18 protein-coding genes are annotated in these 19,473 nt (G+C 36.7%); 5 read left to right on the forward strand and 13 right to left on the reverse strand.

Annotation, left to right across the window (positions count from 1 at the left end; genetic code table 11):
• Window positions 1-22: 22 nt before the first annotated feature.
• Window positions 23-1,153, forward strand: a complete 1,131-nt coding sequence (gene hemW, locus QOX35_RS12185; protein ID WP_283687141.1) for a radical SAM family heme chaperone HemW — start codon at window positions 23-25, stop codon at window positions 1,151-1,153.
• Between the two features lie 47 nt (window positions 1,154-1,200).
• Here hemW and QOX35_RS12190 read toward each other — a convergent pair whose 3' ends face one another.
• The 6 genes from QOX35_RS12190 to QOX35_RS12215 form a co-directional block, all read right to left on the reverse strand.
• Window positions 1,201-2,412: a DUF58 domain-containing protein gene (locus QOX35_RS12190; protein WP_283687142.1), complete on the reverse strand. Its 1,212-nt coding sequence runs from the start codon at window positions 2,410-2,412 to the stop codon at window positions 1,201-1,203.
• Window positions 2,413-2,531: 119 nt separating this feature from the next.
• Window positions 2,532-3,506: an AAA family ATPase gene (locus QOX35_RS12195; RefSeq protein WP_283687143.1), complete on the reverse strand. Its 975-nt coding sequence runs from the start codon at window positions 3,504-3,506 to the stop codon at window positions 2,532-2,534.
• Between the two features lie 10 nt (window positions 3,507-3,516).
• Window positions 3,517-4,899, reverse strand: a complete 1,383-nt coding sequence (locus QOX35_RS12200) for a DUF4350 domain-containing protein (protein WP_283687144.1) — start codon at window positions 4,897-4,899, stop codon at window positions 3,517-3,519.
• On the reverse strand, window positions 4,889-5,572 hold the full coding sequence (locus QOX35_RS12205) for a hypothetical protein (RefSeq protein ID WP_283687145.1): 684 nt from the start codon (window positions 5,570-5,572) through the stop codon (window positions 4,889-4,891). Before QOX35_RS12205 ends, QOX35_RS12200 begins: the two co-directional genes overlap by 11 nt.
• 90 nt (window positions 5,573-5,662) lie before the next feature.
• On the reverse strand, window positions 5,663-6,544 hold the full coding sequence (locus QOX35_RS12210) for a DUF7847 domain-containing protein (RefSeq protein ID WP_283687146.1): 882 nt from the start codon (window positions 6,542-6,544) through the stop codon (window positions 5,663-5,665).
• Entirely contained in the window at window positions 6,504-7,493 is a 990-nt protein-coding gene (locus tag QOX35_RS12215; protein ID WP_283687147.1) for a stage II sporulation protein M, read from the reverse strand. Before QOX35_RS12215 ends, QOX35_RS12210 begins: the two co-directional genes overlap by 41 nt.
• 130 nt (window positions 7,494-7,623) lie before the next feature.
• Between QOX35_RS12215 and QOX35_RS12220 the strand changes: the two genes are divergently transcribed.
• A complete protein-coding gene (locus QOX35_RS12220) occupies window positions 7,624-8,373 on the forward strand; it encodes an RDD family protein (RefSeq protein WP_252638101.1) in 750 nt (249 codons plus the stop codon).
• Between the two features lie 7 nt (window positions 8,374-8,380).
• Here QOX35_RS12220 and QOX35_RS12225 read toward each other — a convergent pair whose 3' ends face one another.
• The 5 genes from QOX35_RS12225 to QOX35_RS12245 all read right to left on the reverse strand — a co-directional run bounded on the left by QOX35_RS12225 (window position 8,381) and on the right by QOX35_RS12245 (window position 14,783).
• Window positions 8,381-9,484, reverse strand: coding sequence for a TIGR04133 family radical SAM/SPASM protein (locus tag QOX35_RS12225; RefSeq protein ID WP_283687148.1), 1,104 nt, complete (start codon window positions 9,482-9,484; stop codon window positions 8,381-8,383).
• A complete protein-coding gene (locus QOX35_RS12230) occupies window positions 9,484-9,957 on the reverse strand; it encodes a radical SAM-associated putative lipoprotein (protein WP_283687149.1) in 474 nt (157 codons plus the stop codon). The genes QOX35_RS12225 and QOX35_RS12230 overlap by 1 nt, the downstream gene beginning before the upstream one ends.
• Window positions 9,958-10,036: 79 nt before the next feature.
• Window positions 10,037-11,461, reverse strand: a complete 1,425-nt coding sequence (locus QOX35_RS12235) for a polysaccharide deacetylase family protein (RefSeq protein WP_283687150.1) — start codon at window positions 11,459-11,461, stop codon at window positions 10,037-10,039.
• An 18-nt stretch (window positions 11,462-11,479) separates the two neighbouring features.
• Entirely contained in the window at window positions 11,480-12,736 is a 1,257-nt protein-coding gene (locus tag QOX35_RS12240; RefSeq protein WP_283687151.1) for a glycosyltransferase, read from the reverse strand.
• Between the two features lie 73 nt (window positions 12,737-12,809).
• The gene (locus tag QOX35_RS12245; protein WP_283687152.1) at window positions 12,810-14,783 is read right to left on the reverse strand and encodes a glycogen debranching enzyme N-terminal domain-containing protein; all 1,974 of its coding nucleotides are present in this window, start codon (window positions 14,781-14,783) and stop codon (window positions 12,810-12,812) included.
• Between the two features lie 377 nt (window positions 14,784-15,160).
• On the opposite strand from QOX35_RS12245, the gene lgt reads away from it, so the two are divergent.
• A complete protein-coding gene (gene lgt, locus QOX35_RS12250; protein WP_283687153.1) occupies window positions 15,161-16,021 on the forward strand; it encodes a prolipoprotein diacylglyceryl transferase in 861 nt (286 codons plus the stop codon).
• A 12-nt stretch (window positions 16,022-16,033) separates the two neighbouring features.
• Window positions 16,034-17,239 (forward strand): FprA family A-type flavoprotein, encoded by a 1,206-nt coding sequence (locus QOX35_RS12255; RefSeq protein WP_135105209.1) that lies wholly within the window; start codon window positions 16,034-16,036, stop codon window positions 17,237-17,239.
• Window positions 17,240-17,328: 89 nt separating this feature from the next.
• On the opposite strand, the gene QOX35_RS12260 is transcribed toward QOX35_RS12255, so the two are convergent.
• On the reverse strand, window positions 17,329-17,925 hold the full coding sequence (locus tag QOX35_RS12260) for an outer membrane beta-barrel protein (RefSeq protein WP_283687155.1): 597 nt from the start codon (window positions 17,923-17,925) through the stop codon (window positions 17,329-17,331).
• 298 nt (window positions 17,926-18,223) lie between these two features.
• Between QOX35_RS12260 and QOX35_RS12265 the strand changes: the two genes are divergently transcribed.
• On the forward strand, window positions 18,224-19,111 hold the full coding sequence (locus tag QOX35_RS12265) for a helix-turn-helix domain-containing protein (protein WP_135105207.1): 888 nt from the start codon (window positions 18,224-18,226) through the stop codon (window positions 19,109-19,111).
• 66 nt (window positions 19,112-19,177) lie between these two features.
• On the opposite strand, the gene QOX35_RS12270 is transcribed toward QOX35_RS12265, so the two are convergent.
• A complete protein-coding gene (locus tag QOX35_RS12270; RefSeq protein WP_135105206.1) occupies window positions 19,178-19,471 on the reverse strand; it encodes a hypothetical protein in 294 nt (97 codons plus the stop codon).
• Between the last annotated feature and the right edge of the window lie 2 nt (window positions 19,472-19,473).

Consider the following 19,473-nt stretch of genomic DNA (forward strand, 5'->3'; position numbering starts at 1 on the left):
TCGAATAGCTTAAAATTACGTAATGGCCGGAATTTATATTCATGTTCCTTTTTGTAAAACAAGGTGCATATATTGTGACTTCTATACACGCACAGATATGTCTCCGAAGTATGACTATGTTTCGGCTCTTTGTGAAGAGATAAAGCTACGTAAAAACTACATTGGAGCCGAAGATGTAAAGACGGTATATTTTGGAGGAGGTACTCCATCTCAGTTATCTGAGAGTGACTTCCTCCGTATATTTGAAACTCTACACCATGAATTTCGGATAACACCTGATGCCGAGATAACAATGGAAGCTAATCCCGATGATCTCTCGCCTCAGTATTTAGCAACCCTTAAAGAAAAATTACCGTTCAATCGCCTGAGCATAGGAATTCAAAGTTTTGACGATGAAGAGCTCAAATTCTTGAAGCGCAGGCATTCTGCCGATAAAGCAAAAGAAGCTGTCAGAATCTGCCAATCGCTAGGCTATGATAATATCAGTATAGACCTCATGTATGGTTTGCCGAACCAGACAATGCAGATTTGGGAAAGAAACCTCGAAGAAGCAATTACTCTCGATGTACAGCATATTTCATCTTATCATTTGATCTATGAACAGGGCACAAGGCTCTATCGTTTATTCAAAATGGGAGACGTAAATCCTGTTGACGAAGACCTGAGTGTAGACATGTTTTCACGAATGATAGAGAAACTTACCGCTGTGGGATTTGATCATTATGAGATCTCTAATTTTGCCCGCCACGGATTATATTCAAAGCATAACAGCTCGTATTGGCTTGGGAAAAAGTATCTGGGACTAGGGCCTGCTGCACATTCTTATGATGGCCAAAATCGTTCGTGGAACGTGGCCTCCATATCAAAGTATATAGAAGGAATAAGGGCTGAAAATCCAAATCTGGAAATTGAAGTATTAGATGAAAATACAAGATACAACGATTTTATTTTAACAGGTATGCGTACCAAATGGGGGGTAAACCTCTCTGACCTCGAATCCCTTTTTGGCACTAAAATGAAAGTATTCTGCTTGAAAAACGCACGAAAATATCTCGATCAAGGGTTCTTAACCGAAAAGGATAATATCTTAAAATTAACCCGACAAGGAATCTTTATATCCGATGGTATAATGAGCGACCTGATGTGGGTATAATTTAGAGTTTCTACAAAGGTTTTATCTAGCACTAATATTGAAGAAGATTAAATCAATCCTCTTGATTTGAATTCAAGATATTTATTTATAGAATCGATAGTAAGGTTCTCTGGTTTTGAGAGAATCGTATGAATTCCATATCTATTGAGTTCCTTTACGATCAGGTATTTATCATTCCATAGCTTTTCCGCTATTCCTTTCCTGAATATATCTTCCAATCCCGTAGGAGAAGATTCCAACACCTCGTTGAATTCAGAATTCAAGAAAAATGCAACCAGCACCAAATGATCTTTGGCCATGTGGCTGAGATATTTCAACTGGCGACGCATTCCATTTACAGTCTCAAAGTTTGTAAACAAAACAATCAGACTGCGTTGCGACAATTTGCGACGGACAGTAGCGTACAATCGTTCATAATCAGACTCCTTAAAATCTGTTTTCTGCGCATACAACGTTTCCAAAATCTTTACTCGTTGACGGCGTTGCCTGTCTGCCGGGAGTATTTCATCTACATTCTTGGAGAAGGTTATCAGTCCGGCTTTATCACCTTTATTCAACGCTGTAGTACTTACCATCAATGTGGTATTGATTGCATAATCCAACAGCGTCAAACCGTTGAATGGCATTTTCATCGTACGTCCTTTGTCAATCAAGCAATATACAGGTTGTGATTTCTCTTCCTGATAGGTATTTACCATCAGCTGGCTCATACGTGCTGTTGCCTTATAGTTGATTGTACGAGGGTCGTCACCTAATACATAATGTTTGATCTGATCAAATTCGGTAGCATGCCCGATGCGTCGTATTTTCTTAATACCATAGTCTGTAAGACGATGCGATGCCGCCAATAATTCATACTTATGCATCTCGAGGAAAGACGGATATACGGCAACATCCTTATTCTCGTCAAATATATAGCGACGTGTAACAAGCCCCAAAAGGCCTGCCACATAAACGTTTATTGCTCCAAATTGATACACTCCCCTTTCGGTGGGACGAAGATCGTAGTACAAGACCTCCGATTTGCGCACACCTATCGAAGTACTAAATGTCAAATCTCTTTTTTGAAATTGAAAAGGTACTTCTTCGATGATTTTGATTGCAACCCTGAATGGATATTTATTGGATACGGAAAGCGAGATTGTATTTACATCACCGTTCGATAACCTTTCGGGACAATTACGAAAAGCTTGTATGCCCCTTGTCTGCCGATAAAGAGTAAAGGTATCCAACAATAAGAATACAGCCAACACGCTCATGACCACAGTCATTATGAAAAGTGATGCCTCGAAAATATAAGATACGAAGTATCCCAACACACATAAAGCCAGTGTGAAGAAAAAACGGTTTGAGAGATAGAAACTCTTAAAAAACCATTTTATCGAGGAACTTCCACTTTGTCTATCAGTTGACATATAATTGTATCGGTAGATGTACCGTCCATTTCTTTTTCGGGTGTTAATAAAATCCTGTGTCTAAGTACAGGCACAGCAACTTCCTTGATATCGTCAGGCGTGATAAAATCACGTCCCCGTATGGCTGCCATTGCTTTAGAGGCATTCAGTATTGCAAGCGATGCACGAGGCGAAGCCCCAAGCGTTATCCATGTGCTCTGACGTGTAGCAGATACAATCTGGGCAATATATTCTAATAGTTGATGTTCAACCAGTACTTTATCTACCGCTGAACGCAAAGAGTTTAATTTCTCAGCCGTCAGAACCGGACGAATACCTATTTCAGGAGATAATTCCCCTCGGTTTTGCCTGTCCAAAATATTAATCTCATCCACAATATTCGGATAATCAACTACAATTTTAAATAAGAAACGATCTAATTGAGCCTCGGGCAAACGATATGTCCCCTCCTGCTCTATCGGGTTTTGAGTGGCCATTACAAGGAATGGATAGTTCATTTTATATGTTGTTCCATCATTTGTAACCTGACGTTCTTCCATCACCTCGAAAAGTGCAGCCTGAGTCTTTGCCGGAGATCGGTTTATTTCATCAATCAGCACGATATTTGAGAAGATAGGCCCTTTCTTAAATTCAAATTTGGCAGACCCCGGAAGAAAGATACTTGTCCCCAATACGTCCGAAGGCATAAGATCGGGTGTAAACTGTATACGACTGAAAGCGACATCTATAGTCTTTGCCAGAAGTTTTGCAGATAAAGTTTTAGCAACACCGGGAACCCCTTCTACCAATACATGACCATTTGCCAAGATAGCAATTATCATCTGTTCTATCAATTGATGCTGTCCAACAACAACACGCGCTATTTCGTTTTTTATCTCCTGAACACTTTGGCTCAATTCGGAAAAATCTATCCTTGATTGAAATTCTAAATCCGACATATATTTTATTTTATTTGTTTTTTACCTTTCTATAAAATTCTTCCAACAAACTATTATATTGCAAGAATATATCATTCGGAGCATAAGGCAATATAATTATATCGTTATATAAATTAAATAGATTACTCAATTTATCTCTTTCAACTCCTGACTTAGCACTCAGTACATCCAAAAAGTCGTCATTAATTTTCTCTGTCGACATGTAGTAATTCTTCCTTATATAGTCAAGAAAGTACGCATGCCGCTTCTCGGCAATGGTTTTAAAATCTTTTTTGCGATAATATAAATTACTGATTGTACCTAGAAACTCTAATGAAGAGTTTATATGTGGTTTGATGACAGGTATAATCCGTTGAGTACGTTTCGCCCTGAAGATCACAAAAAGCAACAAACCTCCGAGTATAAGATATAAAGCGATACGTAACAAAGGATTAGACAACATCGCTTTGAATATACTACTATTCGCATCAGTACCACCTTGCTTCTGATATTCGTCCCAAATAACTTTACTATTCTGTGGCAAAAAAGATAAGCACCTGAAAGCAAAATCATATTTGTTTAGTTGCAGTAGATTTACATTAGCAAAAGCAGAAGGAATTGTATGCAAATAGAAATGCCCTTTTCCATATTGTACTTCTAAGAACACTGTATCTTTTTTGTTATTAAAAGCCAATGGACGTGACACCAAGTTGCAACTATCAGTATTAAGCCTTGTTTCACCGGTTATACCTGCAAAATTATATTTCTGATGCGGAGAATCTATTAAATAATAAGCTGTATCTGCTTCAAAATATCTATGTTTTGTCTTTATTCCCAAAGTATCCATCAGGCTCGAAGAAAAGCTTTCTGCCGAGATGAACACGTTATTTCCCAAACCGACAAAATCGAGTAAATATTGCATATCTACTTTATCCAGCGTGAATTTGGTATTGATAAATATATATGCTGTAGTATCTATTTCCGCATCAATACTTTTATACCATTCAGTAGGGTCAGAAGTCAGTTCCTCAAGCCCTTGCTCAAGTACTGTATCTATTACAAGGTCGGTATTTACTTGAGTTGTATCAGACTCTTCAGCATAGTCATATTCATCATCAGAATCTTCATAATAACCTGAACCATACGAATCATAAGATTTGTCATAGGAGAAGTATTCTTCCATAGTCTCTTTCAGGTTATTATATATTGGAGTGCGTGTAGATCGTATATTCTTTTTGTAGAAGATATCCCCTAATAGTTGATATGCAATATATGTTCCATATGGGGATGTCTTGGTATTTATAAATGTAGGTCTCCAATCTACAGGCTTAGGAGATTTGGTTCGGGCATATGACAAACCAATCAATAAAAGGATAATCACCCCGATCAGAATTATTAGTTTCTTATCTTTCATGGTTTATCATTTTATTTAGGTCGCCCATACGAGAATCTACTTCAGTGAATTTACCCTCATCCAACTCGAATTCACCATACCATACATAATCAAAGATTAATGTAGTTTCAAGAAATTTGGAGCGCAACAAACTATTCTGTATCTCGTACTGATAACTATAGTTGGTCTTATGGGTACTCCATTCTATAATATCCTTATCAGACATTTGTTTCAGATTTTTCAGATATAGAAATCGGACAGCCAGACGGTAATCTTTGTTTCTTAATGCATTAGATATTAATGCATCAAAATTCATTTCATGCACATTTTCTGTATAGATATCTATATCCGACTTATCTAGTTCTTTCTTACCCAATAATGTTCTGTAGTCAACTCCGATAAGTTTTAAGACAATCAGACATATTACAACTACTATGATGAGTAGCACTACAATACTCAGCATTCCTGATTCTGCGACCCTGCCAAGTAAATTATTGATAAAACTATTGATTGCCAACAATATTCTATCCCACCACGACAGACCTCTTTCCTCTTTTTTATACTCAAATCGCGGATCTTTTCTATATTCCTCTATCTTACTTTTATCGGGTATGCGGATGTTTACCTTCTCTTGAATATGTATGGGCTTTGTTGTTGCTGTAGAGTCTGCCTGACCAAAAAGATTTATGCACATACAAACCAAGAGCATTAATATAATGCTCTTGAATATGTGTATATTTTTATTTGTATTTACCACCCTAAGGAATATGTTCAAATATTAGTATTAATATTGAGTTGGTTGGTCTTCTTCTTTATTTACACCGATCATATCTATTTCGTCTGTAACTTCAATACCATCCAATTGGCTTCTATAACTGAAGTACATAACACCCAATACTATTGTAAGTATAGGACTTAACAAGAAATTAGCTGCATAACTCAAAGAATATGTTATATATATATATATTTCGCTGGTAAGAAAATCTATTCCTAATAAATTACCGAGCATCGTGCCATATACCGGAAGTGTTAACACAAAATTAATAACCCAAACTATAATATAAAAGATAATTATCAATCCCAGAGATATCCACCAATGATGGCGAACAAGATCAATACTCCGCTGAAAAGTTTCTACCAGCCCCTTTCTTTCTATGATATATGTATAAAAATAAAGGGATAAGTACACCGAAATAATCAGACCGGGAATCAAACATAATATCAAACCTGCAGAAGTCAGAATACCAAATATAATAGAATAACCTAACAAAGGAAGTGCAACTTGCTTTACTTTTGTCCAAACATCCTTACTATCTACCCTGCCATCTTTGGACTCGGCATATAATGCCATATAGCACATAGGATAAAGTGACATTAAATATCCTGCTACCATCATAATAAATATACCAAGAAAAAATCGCCAATCAAATATAGATCGAAGAATTGCAAATGGATCATCTTCATATTGTCCAATAGAAGTCATATTCATATTCGAAAAAGACAGTAAATTCATAAGAAGATATGTAGCAATAAGAACAATAGGTATAAATACCAATATACCCTTTAAGATTGCTCCATAATTTTGCTTAATGAATGCAATTGAAGTATCAAAAATACCGCTAAAGTCACGGCTTTGATATAACCTGATCTTTTGTTGTTGTTTCATTTGTTTTTTTATTGATGTAATAAGGATAATAGATAAAATACCATATAATAAATAAGGCAGACAAGCCAATTATTATCAGATTAAAGTAAACCGGCATTTCGGTCAAACGAGTCAGATAGCTCTCGATAAAAGCCGCTACAATAAAAACGGGGATCAGTGCAACTACTATTTTCACAGCATCTTTTGCACCTCTCTGTAATGACACTAAGCGTTTGTATGTACCGGGAAATAAAATACTATTACCCAATATAAGCCCTGCACCTCCGGCTATTACGATTGCTGATATTTCTAATGTTCCATGCAACCAAATGGATATAGCCGAAGTAAACAACAAACCTTTCTTAAAGAAAAAGTATTGAAAAACGCCGAGCATTACACCATTAGGAAATAAAACATAAACAGTTCCGAGAGAAAACAGAATACCTCCGATAAATGCATAAAATGCTACTGCAATATTATTTGTGGCTATTCTGAAAAACATAGGTGCCTCATCCGAGCTTTTATATATAGCCATCGGATCACCGCTTTCTATATTTTCAAGTGTCTGATTCACATACTCAGGAGGTAATATTTGACTAGCAAAGGCAGAATCTTGTTCTAATGAAAATATCCCTAATAAAACACCTGCAAACATCGTCAAAAAAGAATAAAGCATGTGTCTGCGATATTTGTACATGATAAGAGGAATTTCTTCTTTCCAGAAACGGAAAAAGCGTCCTTTATCTTTTTTCTTATACTGGTATATATTGATAAAATAGCGCCCTGTAAGTTGATTCAGATATTTTACAGTTTGCGACCGCGGGTAAAACGTACGCGCATAAGATAAATCATCCGTGAGTTCAATGAAATTATCCGCTAAAATTTCAGCCGGAATATCTTTTTCCTTGGTCTGGATATCTATTTCTTGCCACTTATCTCTATTTTGCTTGACAAATGCGGCCTCTCTCATCAAAAACTACAAGTTTGCATTTATAATATATTGTTTAAGCACAAATATAGCTCTTTGGTTAAAAAGAATGAAAAATTTATACTATATAATCATACAAAAAACATAAATTTGTTCTTTATTTTTAGTGTTTATGATAATAGAAGTACAAACAACCCAAAACGTAACAATAGACTACGAAACAGCCGGTGTCGGATACAGACTTTTAGCTTATATTCTCGACTGGGTTGTAATTTTGATTTGGTATTTAGGTTGGATTGGAATTATATCTCTTTTCTCCCAAGCCGGATTATGGAGTGCGTTTGATGGGAACACTGCCATGATATTTATAATTATAATAATGGCTTCCCCTGTACTTTTCTATGACCTCTTATTCGAAACATTAAATAAAGGACAAAGCATTGGCAAAATGATCGTAAAAATACGAGTTGTGAATGTCGATGGTACTGTTCCATCCGGAAGTTCTTACCTGTTAAGATGGCTATTCCGCTTAGTTGATTTTACGTTTACAGAGGGTTTTCTGGCTATTATAATGATTGCTGTTACAAAAAAGTCGCAGCGGTTGGGTGATTATTTGGCAGGAACAACAGTCATAGACCTCAGATTGAATGCACGAAACAAAGAGTTAAAGCTTTCTGATCTTGATTTTCATGAAGACTATAAAGTTACCTATAAAGATGTGCTTGACAAGTTATCCGACAGAGACATTCAAACGATTACTTCTATCATAGATGACCAACGCATGCAATACAACGAATACTTTAACCAACGTTTGGCTGACAGAATAAAATCGATTACAGGCTATGAGTATGATGGCCCTGACAGAATTTTTCTTCGAAAAGTAGTCACCGACTACAATTATTTAGCGGTACAAGAAGTATAAATGATTATCAGGTAATATTAAGTTCAATAGTCTCTCCTTCTTTTATACGCTTTAGGTGACAAAACAACAATTCACCGTTTTCATCTCGTAAGTGCATACCGTTTCCTTCGCAATAACGAAAGTATTTGCAGTCTTTACATTCGCCTTGCTTCATCCATCTACGATCTCTAAATGGCTGATAGCGATTCGACCATATATCCCAAAAGCTGTCTTTATATATATTTCCCTGAGTAAAATTTGATCGTAGATTAGGACACGCCGAGATAGAACCATCTACAAGTACCGATGCAATGTTGATACCGGCATGACAAAAATAGAAATGATCTCGGATCTCAGTTTCATAATTGCCAACAAAACCTTCGCAACCATAACTGAGGTTTATAAGACCTTCCTTACGAGTGTGTTTTATAAATTCAAATAATTGTTTAAACTGAATCGGGGATAATTGTAGTTCCTTATGAACGACAGCTCTTCCGATAGGGAACACAGTAAAAATACGCCATGATTTAACACCGGTATCGATGAGTAGCTTTTTCAAGTCATTGAGCTGAGAAAATGTATCTGCCGTAACACAAGTAACAACATCAAATACAATATCTTTAGTTTGCGCCAGCATCGAAATAGCATTAAATGCCATACGAAAGCTATTCTTATTTCCACGCATTATATTATGTTTCTCCTCAAGTCCATCGAGGCTTATTGTCACCGATCGCAAACCGGCATCAAGAAGGCTTTTCAATCTTTGTTCGGATAAAAACAACCCGTTTGACACCATCCCCCACGGATATTCCCTTTTGTACAACTCCCGTCCGCAGGCCTCAAGGTCGTTACGCATCAATGGCTCGCCACCTGTTATAACAATCATTGTATCATGAGGAGTAACATAAGGAGTAACTTCATCTACCACTCGCAGAAAATCTTCCAAGGGCATATCCTTTTGCCTCATATCTTTGTGACAATCGCTGCCACAATGCTTGCATGCCAAATTGCATCGCAAGGTACATTCCCAAATGAGATAGTTTAATTTATGGAGAGATGTCTGATTCTTTTTATGCTGGCGAAACAGCTCTAAACCTAAACGCTTTCGGAAGGAAATGTCGTCTACACTCATTATTTTTCAGGATTAGATGAGTTAAGCTTTACAGTACCCAAATCCTTTGTCGTTTCGCCGACATACCAACCACCACTACCATTGGTAAAGCTCGGATTATCAAACCTCACAGTATCTATCACTGTTTCCAATAAGCCGTTTTTCTCCCCATCGATATCTTCGTATTTTATAACAAACTTCTGACTGGATGGAAAGTCTTGAATCGATACATTAAATAATCCTTTCACATCGGTTTTTACACTATCTACATAGCGTACTTTACCTGTATCATAACCATTGTTAATTACCCCTAGTGCAACTTTCAGCCCTGAAACTTCTTTATCGCCACTTTCCACCTTCCCTTTCACTATAAATTTAGCAGATGGAGTCCCATACTCAACTTTAGGATCAACGGTTGAGCATGAATGAAAACCTAGAAAAATGAGAACAAATGATAAAACCCTTGAATACGCAGAAAGAAGCCTAATTTTCATAATATATCTGTTTTATAAGTATAGATTTAGTTGTCTATATATTATGATGCATATAATACACAGAAAGTTGCATGAATGATTATTTCTTTGCAGATGGCTTAGCTTTTCCCCTAGCACTTACCTTCGGCTTTGCTACAGGCTTGGGACTCTCAAGTTTAGTTTCAGTTGCTACACTTTTAGGCTTCTCTGTTGCCTTGGGTTTTGCCGTTGTAGCTTTTGTTTTAGGCTTTAACTGAGTTTCCAGCTTTCCAATTTTGTCTTCCAGCTCTTCTATTTCATTTGCCTGATTGTGAATGGTGGTAAGCAACGCATTAAGTTCCTCATTATCAATAGAACTAGGAAACTCGGCTTCTACCCTTTCCTTGAAGTCACTCAACACATTCATATAGGTATTAAATGCTTCGTATGGAGATGAATATGGGCTAAATGGCAACGCATTTTTTGTTCCCATATAATAAAAATGATCACTTGATTGCAAATATATCCAGTCTTGTAATATCCGTCTCGATTGGCTTAGGCGAACACGTTCCGCTATTTCATACAACTTATTGAATGCCTCTTCCTGTAAAGTATTACCCAACCATGCCGAAACATCTTTTTCTTCACCTACCCATGATATAGGGTGCATAGACGAAATAGAATCAACAGGCTTCATCGTTTTAAATATTTCTGATGGGGTAGCAAATCCGATATTATTCTCAGCAGCAAAACGAGGTAATACTCTCATAAATTCGAATATACCTGAGCTTTTCTTTTGGAAATTACCTAACGCTTCATAATTCATAAACAGATTGATAACCTGCTCTTCTTTTGGTGTATTAGCCACCCAGGAAATAAACTTATCGGCAGTAAGCGGATACTCATTCCAGCTATAATTCGAAAAACGAGTTGCAATATCGTCACTGAATTTTGGATTACGTAACAATAATTTCAGTTTTGGCTCTTCTGCTGCTTGATAAAGATAATTAGGACTTTTCCATCCGAGTGTTCGCTTAGCACCCTCGGTCAATATTCCTGTATAGCCCATTTCATAGACTAAGTGTCCAATTTCGTCAGAGTATATCAATTCTGTGTTGCGAAAAACCTTTGGACGTTGTCCGAACAGGCTTTCTATTTTATTGCTATGTTCATTTACCTGCTTCTTGAACTCTTCAGGGTCTACCAAAGAAGCGAGAGAATGTCCTTGAGTTTCGGTCAAGAACTCAACACAACCTGTATCTGCCAACTCTTTGAATCCATCAATAACCTCAGGAGCATATATTTCCATCTGATCTAAAGCCACGCCCGAAATAGAGAATGCAACCTTAAATTTGCCTTCGTATTCCTTTATCATCTCAAGCATCAACCTGTTGGCAGGTATAAAAGAAACCTCAGCCACCTGTTGCATAAAGTCTTCATTGGCAAAGTCATCATAGTAATAATGATCTCCGCCAATGTTAAAAAATCTATAGCGCTTTAGCCTGTGAGGCTGATGTATTTGGAAATAGAAACATATATTTTTCATAATGTATATTGTTTTTTATTATTGACATAGACTATTATAAATATCCCTAACCTTTTGTCCGGCATATTCCCATTTTATATTATCCACCTCTTCTTTGCCTTCTCTGCTCAGGAATTCAGACATGGCATCGTATGTACAAATAGAATATATAGCATCGGCCATACCCTCAACATCCCAATAGTCAACCTTCACTGCTTTATCTAAGATCTCGGCACAACCGGATTGTTTTGATATAATAGTAGGAATACTGCACTGCATCGCTTCTAGTGGCGAAATTCCAAATGGCTCAGAAACCGAAGGCATTACATATACATCGCTCCGTTTCAGCATTTCATATACTTGTTTTCCTTTAAGAAATCCTGTAAAATGAAATTTATCTGATATTCCTCTTTCGGCTGCAAGATAAATCATACGTTCCATCATATCGCCGCTACCGGCCATCACGAAACGTATGTGTTTAGCCTTTTCGAGTACACGAGCGGCAGCTTCGACAAAATATTCAGGACCTTTTTGCATCGTGATACGCCCCAAGAAAGTTACAACTTTGTCTTTACCTTTTTGAGGCTCAATAGCGACAATCTCGGCACTTAATGGTTCTACAGCATTGTGTACAGTAGTCACTTTTGCCGGGTCTTGATGATATTTCTCAATCACTGTTCGCCGGGTCAGTTCACTCACACAGATAATATGGTCTGCGTAGTCCATGCCATTTTTTTCCATTTGATAAACCTGCGGATTTACCTTGCCTCGGCTACGGTCAAAGTCTGTTGCATGCACATGTATAACTAAAGGTTTTCCCAAAACATTTTTGGCATGTATTCCTGCGGGATAAGTCAACCAATCATGTGAGTGTATTATATCATAATTATGAGTGCGTGCAATCACTCCGGCTACAATAGAATAATTATTTATCTCTTCGAGCAAATTGTCGGGATAACGTCCCGAGAACTCTATACAACCCAAATCATTTGTATGCAGATAATTAAAATCGCCATAAATATGATCGCGTAGATTATAATATTCCTGAGGGTCCATATATTTCGACAGACGCTCACTTACGTAGTCCCAGTATACCTCACGCCAGGCTACAGGGGTATTGCATGCTCCTATTATTTTCAGAAAACTCTGGTCTTCATCGCCCCAGGGTTTAGGTATAACAAATGTAATCTCCATATCAGGCTGCAAAGACATACCTTTTGTCAATCCATAACTGGCTGTCCCAAGCCCGCCTAATATGTGGGGAGGAAACTCCCATCCAAACATTAATGCTTTCATATATTTTAGTTCGAAACTATTCTGTAAATTTAACAATCTAAATCATATTGCATAAAGAGGTATTCTTTATCATTCAATATTCATCTCCAAACATTTTCTGAACATTGAGAGCAGTTATTATTCCGGCAACATTTATGGCATAAGAAATCTGCCCATGTCCGAAATAAGGGATACTGCCATCATATACAGAAGATAAAGAACCTATGCCATCGTTAGACATTTCATCCTCAACACCAATCAAAAGACGGTCGAGAAAAGACAATCCACTCTGCTGAAATATTTTAAGGTAAGCTTCCTGATATGCCCGCAGTAGCCACGGCCATGCCGCACCATTAAAAGCACTGTAGAGGCGATCATATATTGAGCCTTCACATCTCGGACGAAAACCAATGCTCTTCGGACTAAGGGAGCGAATGCCTTTAGGTGTAAGTAATTCTTTAGTTACTATATCAATTATACTTTTACTTTGTCGTTTACCCAGTAGTGGATAATCAACAGCTATAGCCAATAACATATTAGGTCTGACACTCCAATCGACGAAATTACCTACTACATAATCGTACAAATAGCCCCCATCGTTAAGAAAGACTTCTAAAAATGATGTTTTGGTTATCTCAGCCAATAGAGCCATCTTTCTTTCCAGCTTCGGATTATGTTGATTGCGTGCTATTTCTTCATTAAACTTGAGTGCATTATACCAAAACGCATTAACCTCAACCAAACATCCTGTACGAGGAGCCAAATAAAGTCCGTCCGAAATCTTATTATGCATCCAACTCGGATAACCAACTTTATTGTCTACAGTAAGTAACCCATTCGTTAATGGCTTCAAGTTCGGGTGATTACCTTCTTGTATAAAGCTTACGATCTGGCTAACCAGACTTGCATATTTTAAATAAAAACGCTCAGGATCATACACCTGAAACTTTTTAAGGGCGCGTATCACCCATAAAAGTACATCTGCATCTCCTATATCCTTCATAAATCCGGCTATTGGCTTCCCCTCCATAAATTGCTGGATTGTAGGAATAGCAGTATCAACGATTTCTTCAAAAGCATCTTTCTTGCCAACGCCTAGCGTAAGTCCTTCCAAAGCCATAAATTGCTCTCGGGCCTTAACCTCACCCCAAGGATAACCATTCAGTAAATATAGTTCATCTTTAGTGGGACGATAATAAAACTGATGTGCTGAATTTTTCAAACAGTTATAGAAAGATGAACGAGGGGTACGCTCTTTTATACCTTTTTCAAACGAGAAAACCAGCTTACTCGTATCTACGTGAATATCACTTGCTGAGAATATTACCGACTCACCTTTCTGTATGGGTAATTCGAAATATCCGGGTACATACAAATCTTCTTTGTATGGTAATCCGTGATTCATATCCTGCATATATTCTACACCTTTATACCAGTTGGGCTCAAAGACAAAATTTACAGGCTTATTAAACTGCATAAACAAATCGGGATAGCCGGTATACATACACATACTGATGCCATTTTCCACTTCCTTATATCCAAGCTCTGCTATCGGATTCTCTTCCGTTAATTCGTTCACATCTCTAAATGCCAAGAAAGGCTTGAAGCGCATCGTTGTAGGCGAATGAGCATCTATCAGTGTATATCTGATAAAAATAGAATTATCCTCTAAAGAAAACATCTTCTCTTTAGATAAAATCACCCCCCCTACTCTATATATAGTTCGCGGCAACGAGTCGCAATCAAATTCTCGTATATATTTATGCCCCATCGGGCTATAATTATTTCCATCATATTTGTGTATCCCCAGATTGAAATCCGCACCATGCTGTATTACAGTTTCATCTAAGGATGATAGCAATACATGATTTGTATCACCCAAACGGGGTACAGGAAGAACGAGTAGTCCGTGTTGCTTTCGTGTGTTACACTCTACTAATGTTGTACAGTGATATGCTCCCCTCCGGTTTGTTCTCAAAATCTCACGATAAAGCGAGTATTCGAGGTTAACCATCCGCGATTTATCAAATTTGAGGTAAGCATTGGTCTTTTTATAATTGTAATCCATAATGTTACTGATAGATTTTCGGTATTTAATATGTCAACAAACAAGCTATATAAATTGAAACTCGTTTATACAACAAGCTTTTTTGTTCTTAAAGATATGAAAAATGTAAACAAAAAGCGAAGCTTTAGGATATTTTATTAACATTCCCTTATATACACTAATATTCAAATGAATAGACGCCTCTCTATTTAGAATAATTATATATAATAAACTCTTCCTTCTAAAACACACAAATAATTATCAATAAATACTTTATACGCAAATATTAACAAAGAGTACTTTAACTTATCTCAATAAAGTATATCTATTGATAAGTATTTTATATATTTGTACTCCGAAAAAAGGTAAAGTAAAAATTTTGAAATAAAAACAAGTATATGCTTTCATTTATTACCTGGGATGTAAACCCTGATGCTTTTGCTATATTGGGACGAGAAATACGATGGTATGGAATACTTTGGGCTACCGGAGTACTGCTAACAACTATTGTTGTGCAAAAAATGTACAAAGCGGAGAAGCTGCCTGAGAAATGGTTCGATTCGTTATTCATCTATGTTCTCACGGGCCTCATTATCGGAGCACGATTGGGGCATTGTTTGTTTTACGACCCGGTATACTACCTAAGCAACCCGTTAAAGATGCTGATGGTATGGGAAGGTGGTTTATCGAGCCACGGAGGAGCAATAGGCATGACTGTAGGTATATGGCTATTTTCGGTCAGAGTTACCAAAAAAAGTATGATATGGGCTCTCGATCGCTTGATAGTAGGTGTTGCCATTGGTGCAACATGTATCCGACTTGGTAATTTAATGAATTCTGAAATATACGGAGGAACGACAACTCTTCCTTGGGGTTTCAATTTTGTACGCGATCCGCACTGGCATTTTCCAATAGCTGAAGGTGGCTCAAACGAACTGCCATGTCATCCGACACAAATATATGAAGCTCTCATTTACTTCGCTATATTCTGTGTAGGACTATATCTATTCTATAGAACAAATGCAAAAAACAAACAAGGCCTGATATTAGGGGTCTCACTTATAGGGATTTTCCTTTCCAGATTTTTTATCGAATATATAAAAAATGTACAGGAGCCATTTGAGGTTAATATGATAGCTACTTTCGGTATTAATATGGGACAATTGCTAAGTATCCCATTCGTACTATGGGGTATCTGGCTGGTGTGGAATGCAACAAGAAAAAAAGAAACAATAGAAAGCAAAACAATAAAGAAGTAGAAGTAATTTCGTATGTTAAAACCAATTCCAATAGAAGATGACCTTTACTATATCGGAGTAAATGACCGCACTAAGAATCTTTTCGAAAACTTATGGCCACTCCCTAAAGGCGTATCTTATAATTCATACCTTCTTGTAGATGAGAAGACAGCGCTTTTTGATACAGTAGACGTATGTTATTCTGATATCTTTTTCCATAAGTTGGAAATAGCCTTAAATGGAAAGTCTCTTGACTATGTAATCATCAATCACATGGAACCCGATCATTCAGGTTCTCTGGGATTGCTTAGAAACAGATTCCCGAATGTACAGATCGTAGGTAACAAACGTACGGCTGAGATGGTACAAGGATTTTATGGAATCTCAGATGGAGTAAAAATTATAGAAGACGGTGAGGAACTGTCTTTAGGTAGCAAACATAAGCTTATTTTCAATCTGACACCAATGGTACATTGGCCTGAAACAATGATGACATATGATACTTATCATAAAATCATATTCTCGGGCGATGCTTTTGGTACATTCGGAACTCTTGATGGTGGTATTACCGATGCACAATTACATCCTGAACGCTACTACGATGAGATGGTTCGTTATTATTCTAACGTTGTAGGCAAGTTTGGCTCTCCGGTACAAAAAGCACTTGAAAAGCTTAATACTCTCGAAATAAAATATATCTGTTCTACACATGGTCCGATATGGACTCTTGACGAACAGATAAAAAAAGTAATAAGTATATATGACAAGCTAAGCCGTTATGAAGGCGATGAAGGCGTTGTGATTGCTTATGGCAGTATGTATGGCAACACTGAGCAAATGGCTGAAACAGTAGCTTACGAACTGGCTCAACAAGGGATAAAAGAGGTTATATTACATAATGTATCAAAACGTTCGCATTCATACATTATACGTGATATATTCAAATACAAAGGTTTGATCATCGGATCTCCTACATATAACAACAAACTCTTTCCTGAGGTAGAATATCTAATATCGAAAATTGAAGGTCGTGATATGAAGCACCGTTATTTTGGATATTTCGGATCATTTACCTGGGCGGGAGCAGCAGTTAAGCGTTTGGCTCAATTTGCAAGCGACAGTAAATTTGAAGTCATAGGCTCGCCGGTAGAAATGAAGCAAGCTATGAACCTAAATACTTATGAAGACTGTGTTTCTCTGGGAAAGGCTATGGCCGACAGACTTAAACAAGACAGATAAGCTATTCGCACATTAAGTAGATATTATATAAAACAAAAGCCGTCCTTTAAAGAACGGCTTTTGTTTTATTATAGAATAAGTCTAAATTCTTAGAACACAAGGTTTACACCAATTTCTGTTTGGCTAAGATCGAAATCGAATCCGAAATTATCACCTTTGATTCCAGCATATTTTGCATGTTGATAACCTAAGAATCCGAATTTACCTGTTAAAGTAATTTTATCTGTAACATTAACTGCTACACCCGGACGGAAACCAACTTCCCAAGCATTTAGTTTATACTTTTCAGCGGCAGTCTGACCTGTAGATACCATATAATCAGTTTTTCCATAAGTATATGCTGCACCACCATCAACAAACAGGCTACCCATAGTTCCTTTAAGGAATGACATACGTAGGAAAGGATTTACAGTAAATGCATCTTTGAAAATGATATCGGAATTTATAGAACCGTTTAATGCTGGTTTATTGTGTGCATAACCCAATCTGATACCTACTCCCATATTATTAGTAAATGCATAACCTACTTCAGGAAGAATACGGTATGATGATACTCTGTCGCCACCATCAATTTTAGTGCTGTTGAAACCAACGCTACCTCCAACCCATATCTGACCAACATCTTGTGCTGAAACTGTTGCTGTTAGACCTAACATAATTGCAAGTGTAAAAAATAACTTTTTCATAACTTTTAATTTTTGTTTTTAATTTACCTTTATTTAATTAACTCAATCTTTTAAGATATTCTCTTATTGATGAAGACAAAGGTCTAACAAAATAGAGAACGACAAAAGGTCTATTTTGGCTTAAAGATGTTCTAAAATTCTTTTTAGGCATAACTTTGAAAAATTGTTGACAACAAAAACAGTCTAAAGTTCTTATTATATGTTCAAAAGTTCCTTTCGACTTTTTCTATATTTCAATGAAAATAGACTATGTTTGCATTCATCTTAATCGACTTTTTACACAAAAAGAATTCAAAATATGAAATTGGCAAAAATCCAACTAGAGGATATTTCAGAACATATAGATCCTTTTGCAATCAAAAATTTTATTATATCCGATAAAGCAGTATTATTTCCTCCTCTATCCTCCAATTTTCCGTTTATACTCGATGGCGTAGCTTTTGCCATTTGTATTAAAGGGAATGCTCGTATAAAAATAAATTTCAAAGAATATGATATAGAGAAAAACATGATTATTACAATCATGCCCCAGTTTGTCACAGAATTTATCACACGTAGTGAAGATCTGATGCTTGAGTTCTTGATTTTCTCTATAGATTTTCTAACAGAAATGCCCAATATATCGAACTTCGACATATCGAGAAGTATTATGCAAAACTCTTGTATAAAAATATCAGAAACGGAAGCCAACAAATATCTGGAGTTCCACTCTTTTATTGTTAAACAATACAAGCGCAGAGATCATCCATTCAGGAATGAAATGGCTAAAAGCCTCTTATATGCAATGCTAACCGAAATAGGTAATATATATTATAATCGGATCAAAGATGTAAGTACATACGAGTGTGATAACATGAATACATCTTCGCATCAGGATGAATTAATCTCACGCTTTTTTAATTTATTATTGCAATATCACAAAAAGGAACGATCGTTACAGTTCTATGCAAGTGAAATGTGTCTCACACCAAAATACTTATCAACTATTGTAAAAAGCAGAACAGGCAGAACGGCCTTTATGTGGATTAATGAAGCCTTGATTGCTTCAGCAAAACATCTGCTAAAAACAACAACGAACACAATTTTACAGATATCAGACGAGTTAAATTTCCCCAATCCTTCTTTCTTCGGGCGATTTTTCAAGAAACATACAGGACTAACTCCCGTACAATACAGAGAGACTTAATGCATTAGGGGGAAGAGAAAAATAAAACATAAAAACGGAAAAGAGTTTCGCGATAAAATCGAAATATCATGATATAAACTTCCTTAGTAAGGGGTTCTTTTTCATATCATCATATTTACGAACTACTACCCCCAGCCTCTCGAATAGTTGCCGGATAAGCGGATCAATATCCATAACATACACCTCTTTGATTCGCTTAGTCAACAACCAAAGAGCCAAATAATTGACGTCCTTTTTTACTAGAATATCTTTTTCGATCTCCACGACTGTATTACTGTCGGTATGCAAAACGATTATAGGTATTGTGTCTATATCGGAATCGTCAATCTTATCGTTTTTAAGAAATAATGCTATTTTCATAA

The organism is Dysgonomonas sp. Marseille-Q5470, assembly GCF_951230145.1.
Taxonomy (GTDB): domain Bacteria; phylum Bacteroidota; class Bacteroidia; order Bacteroidales; family Dysgonomonadaceae; genus Dysgonomonas.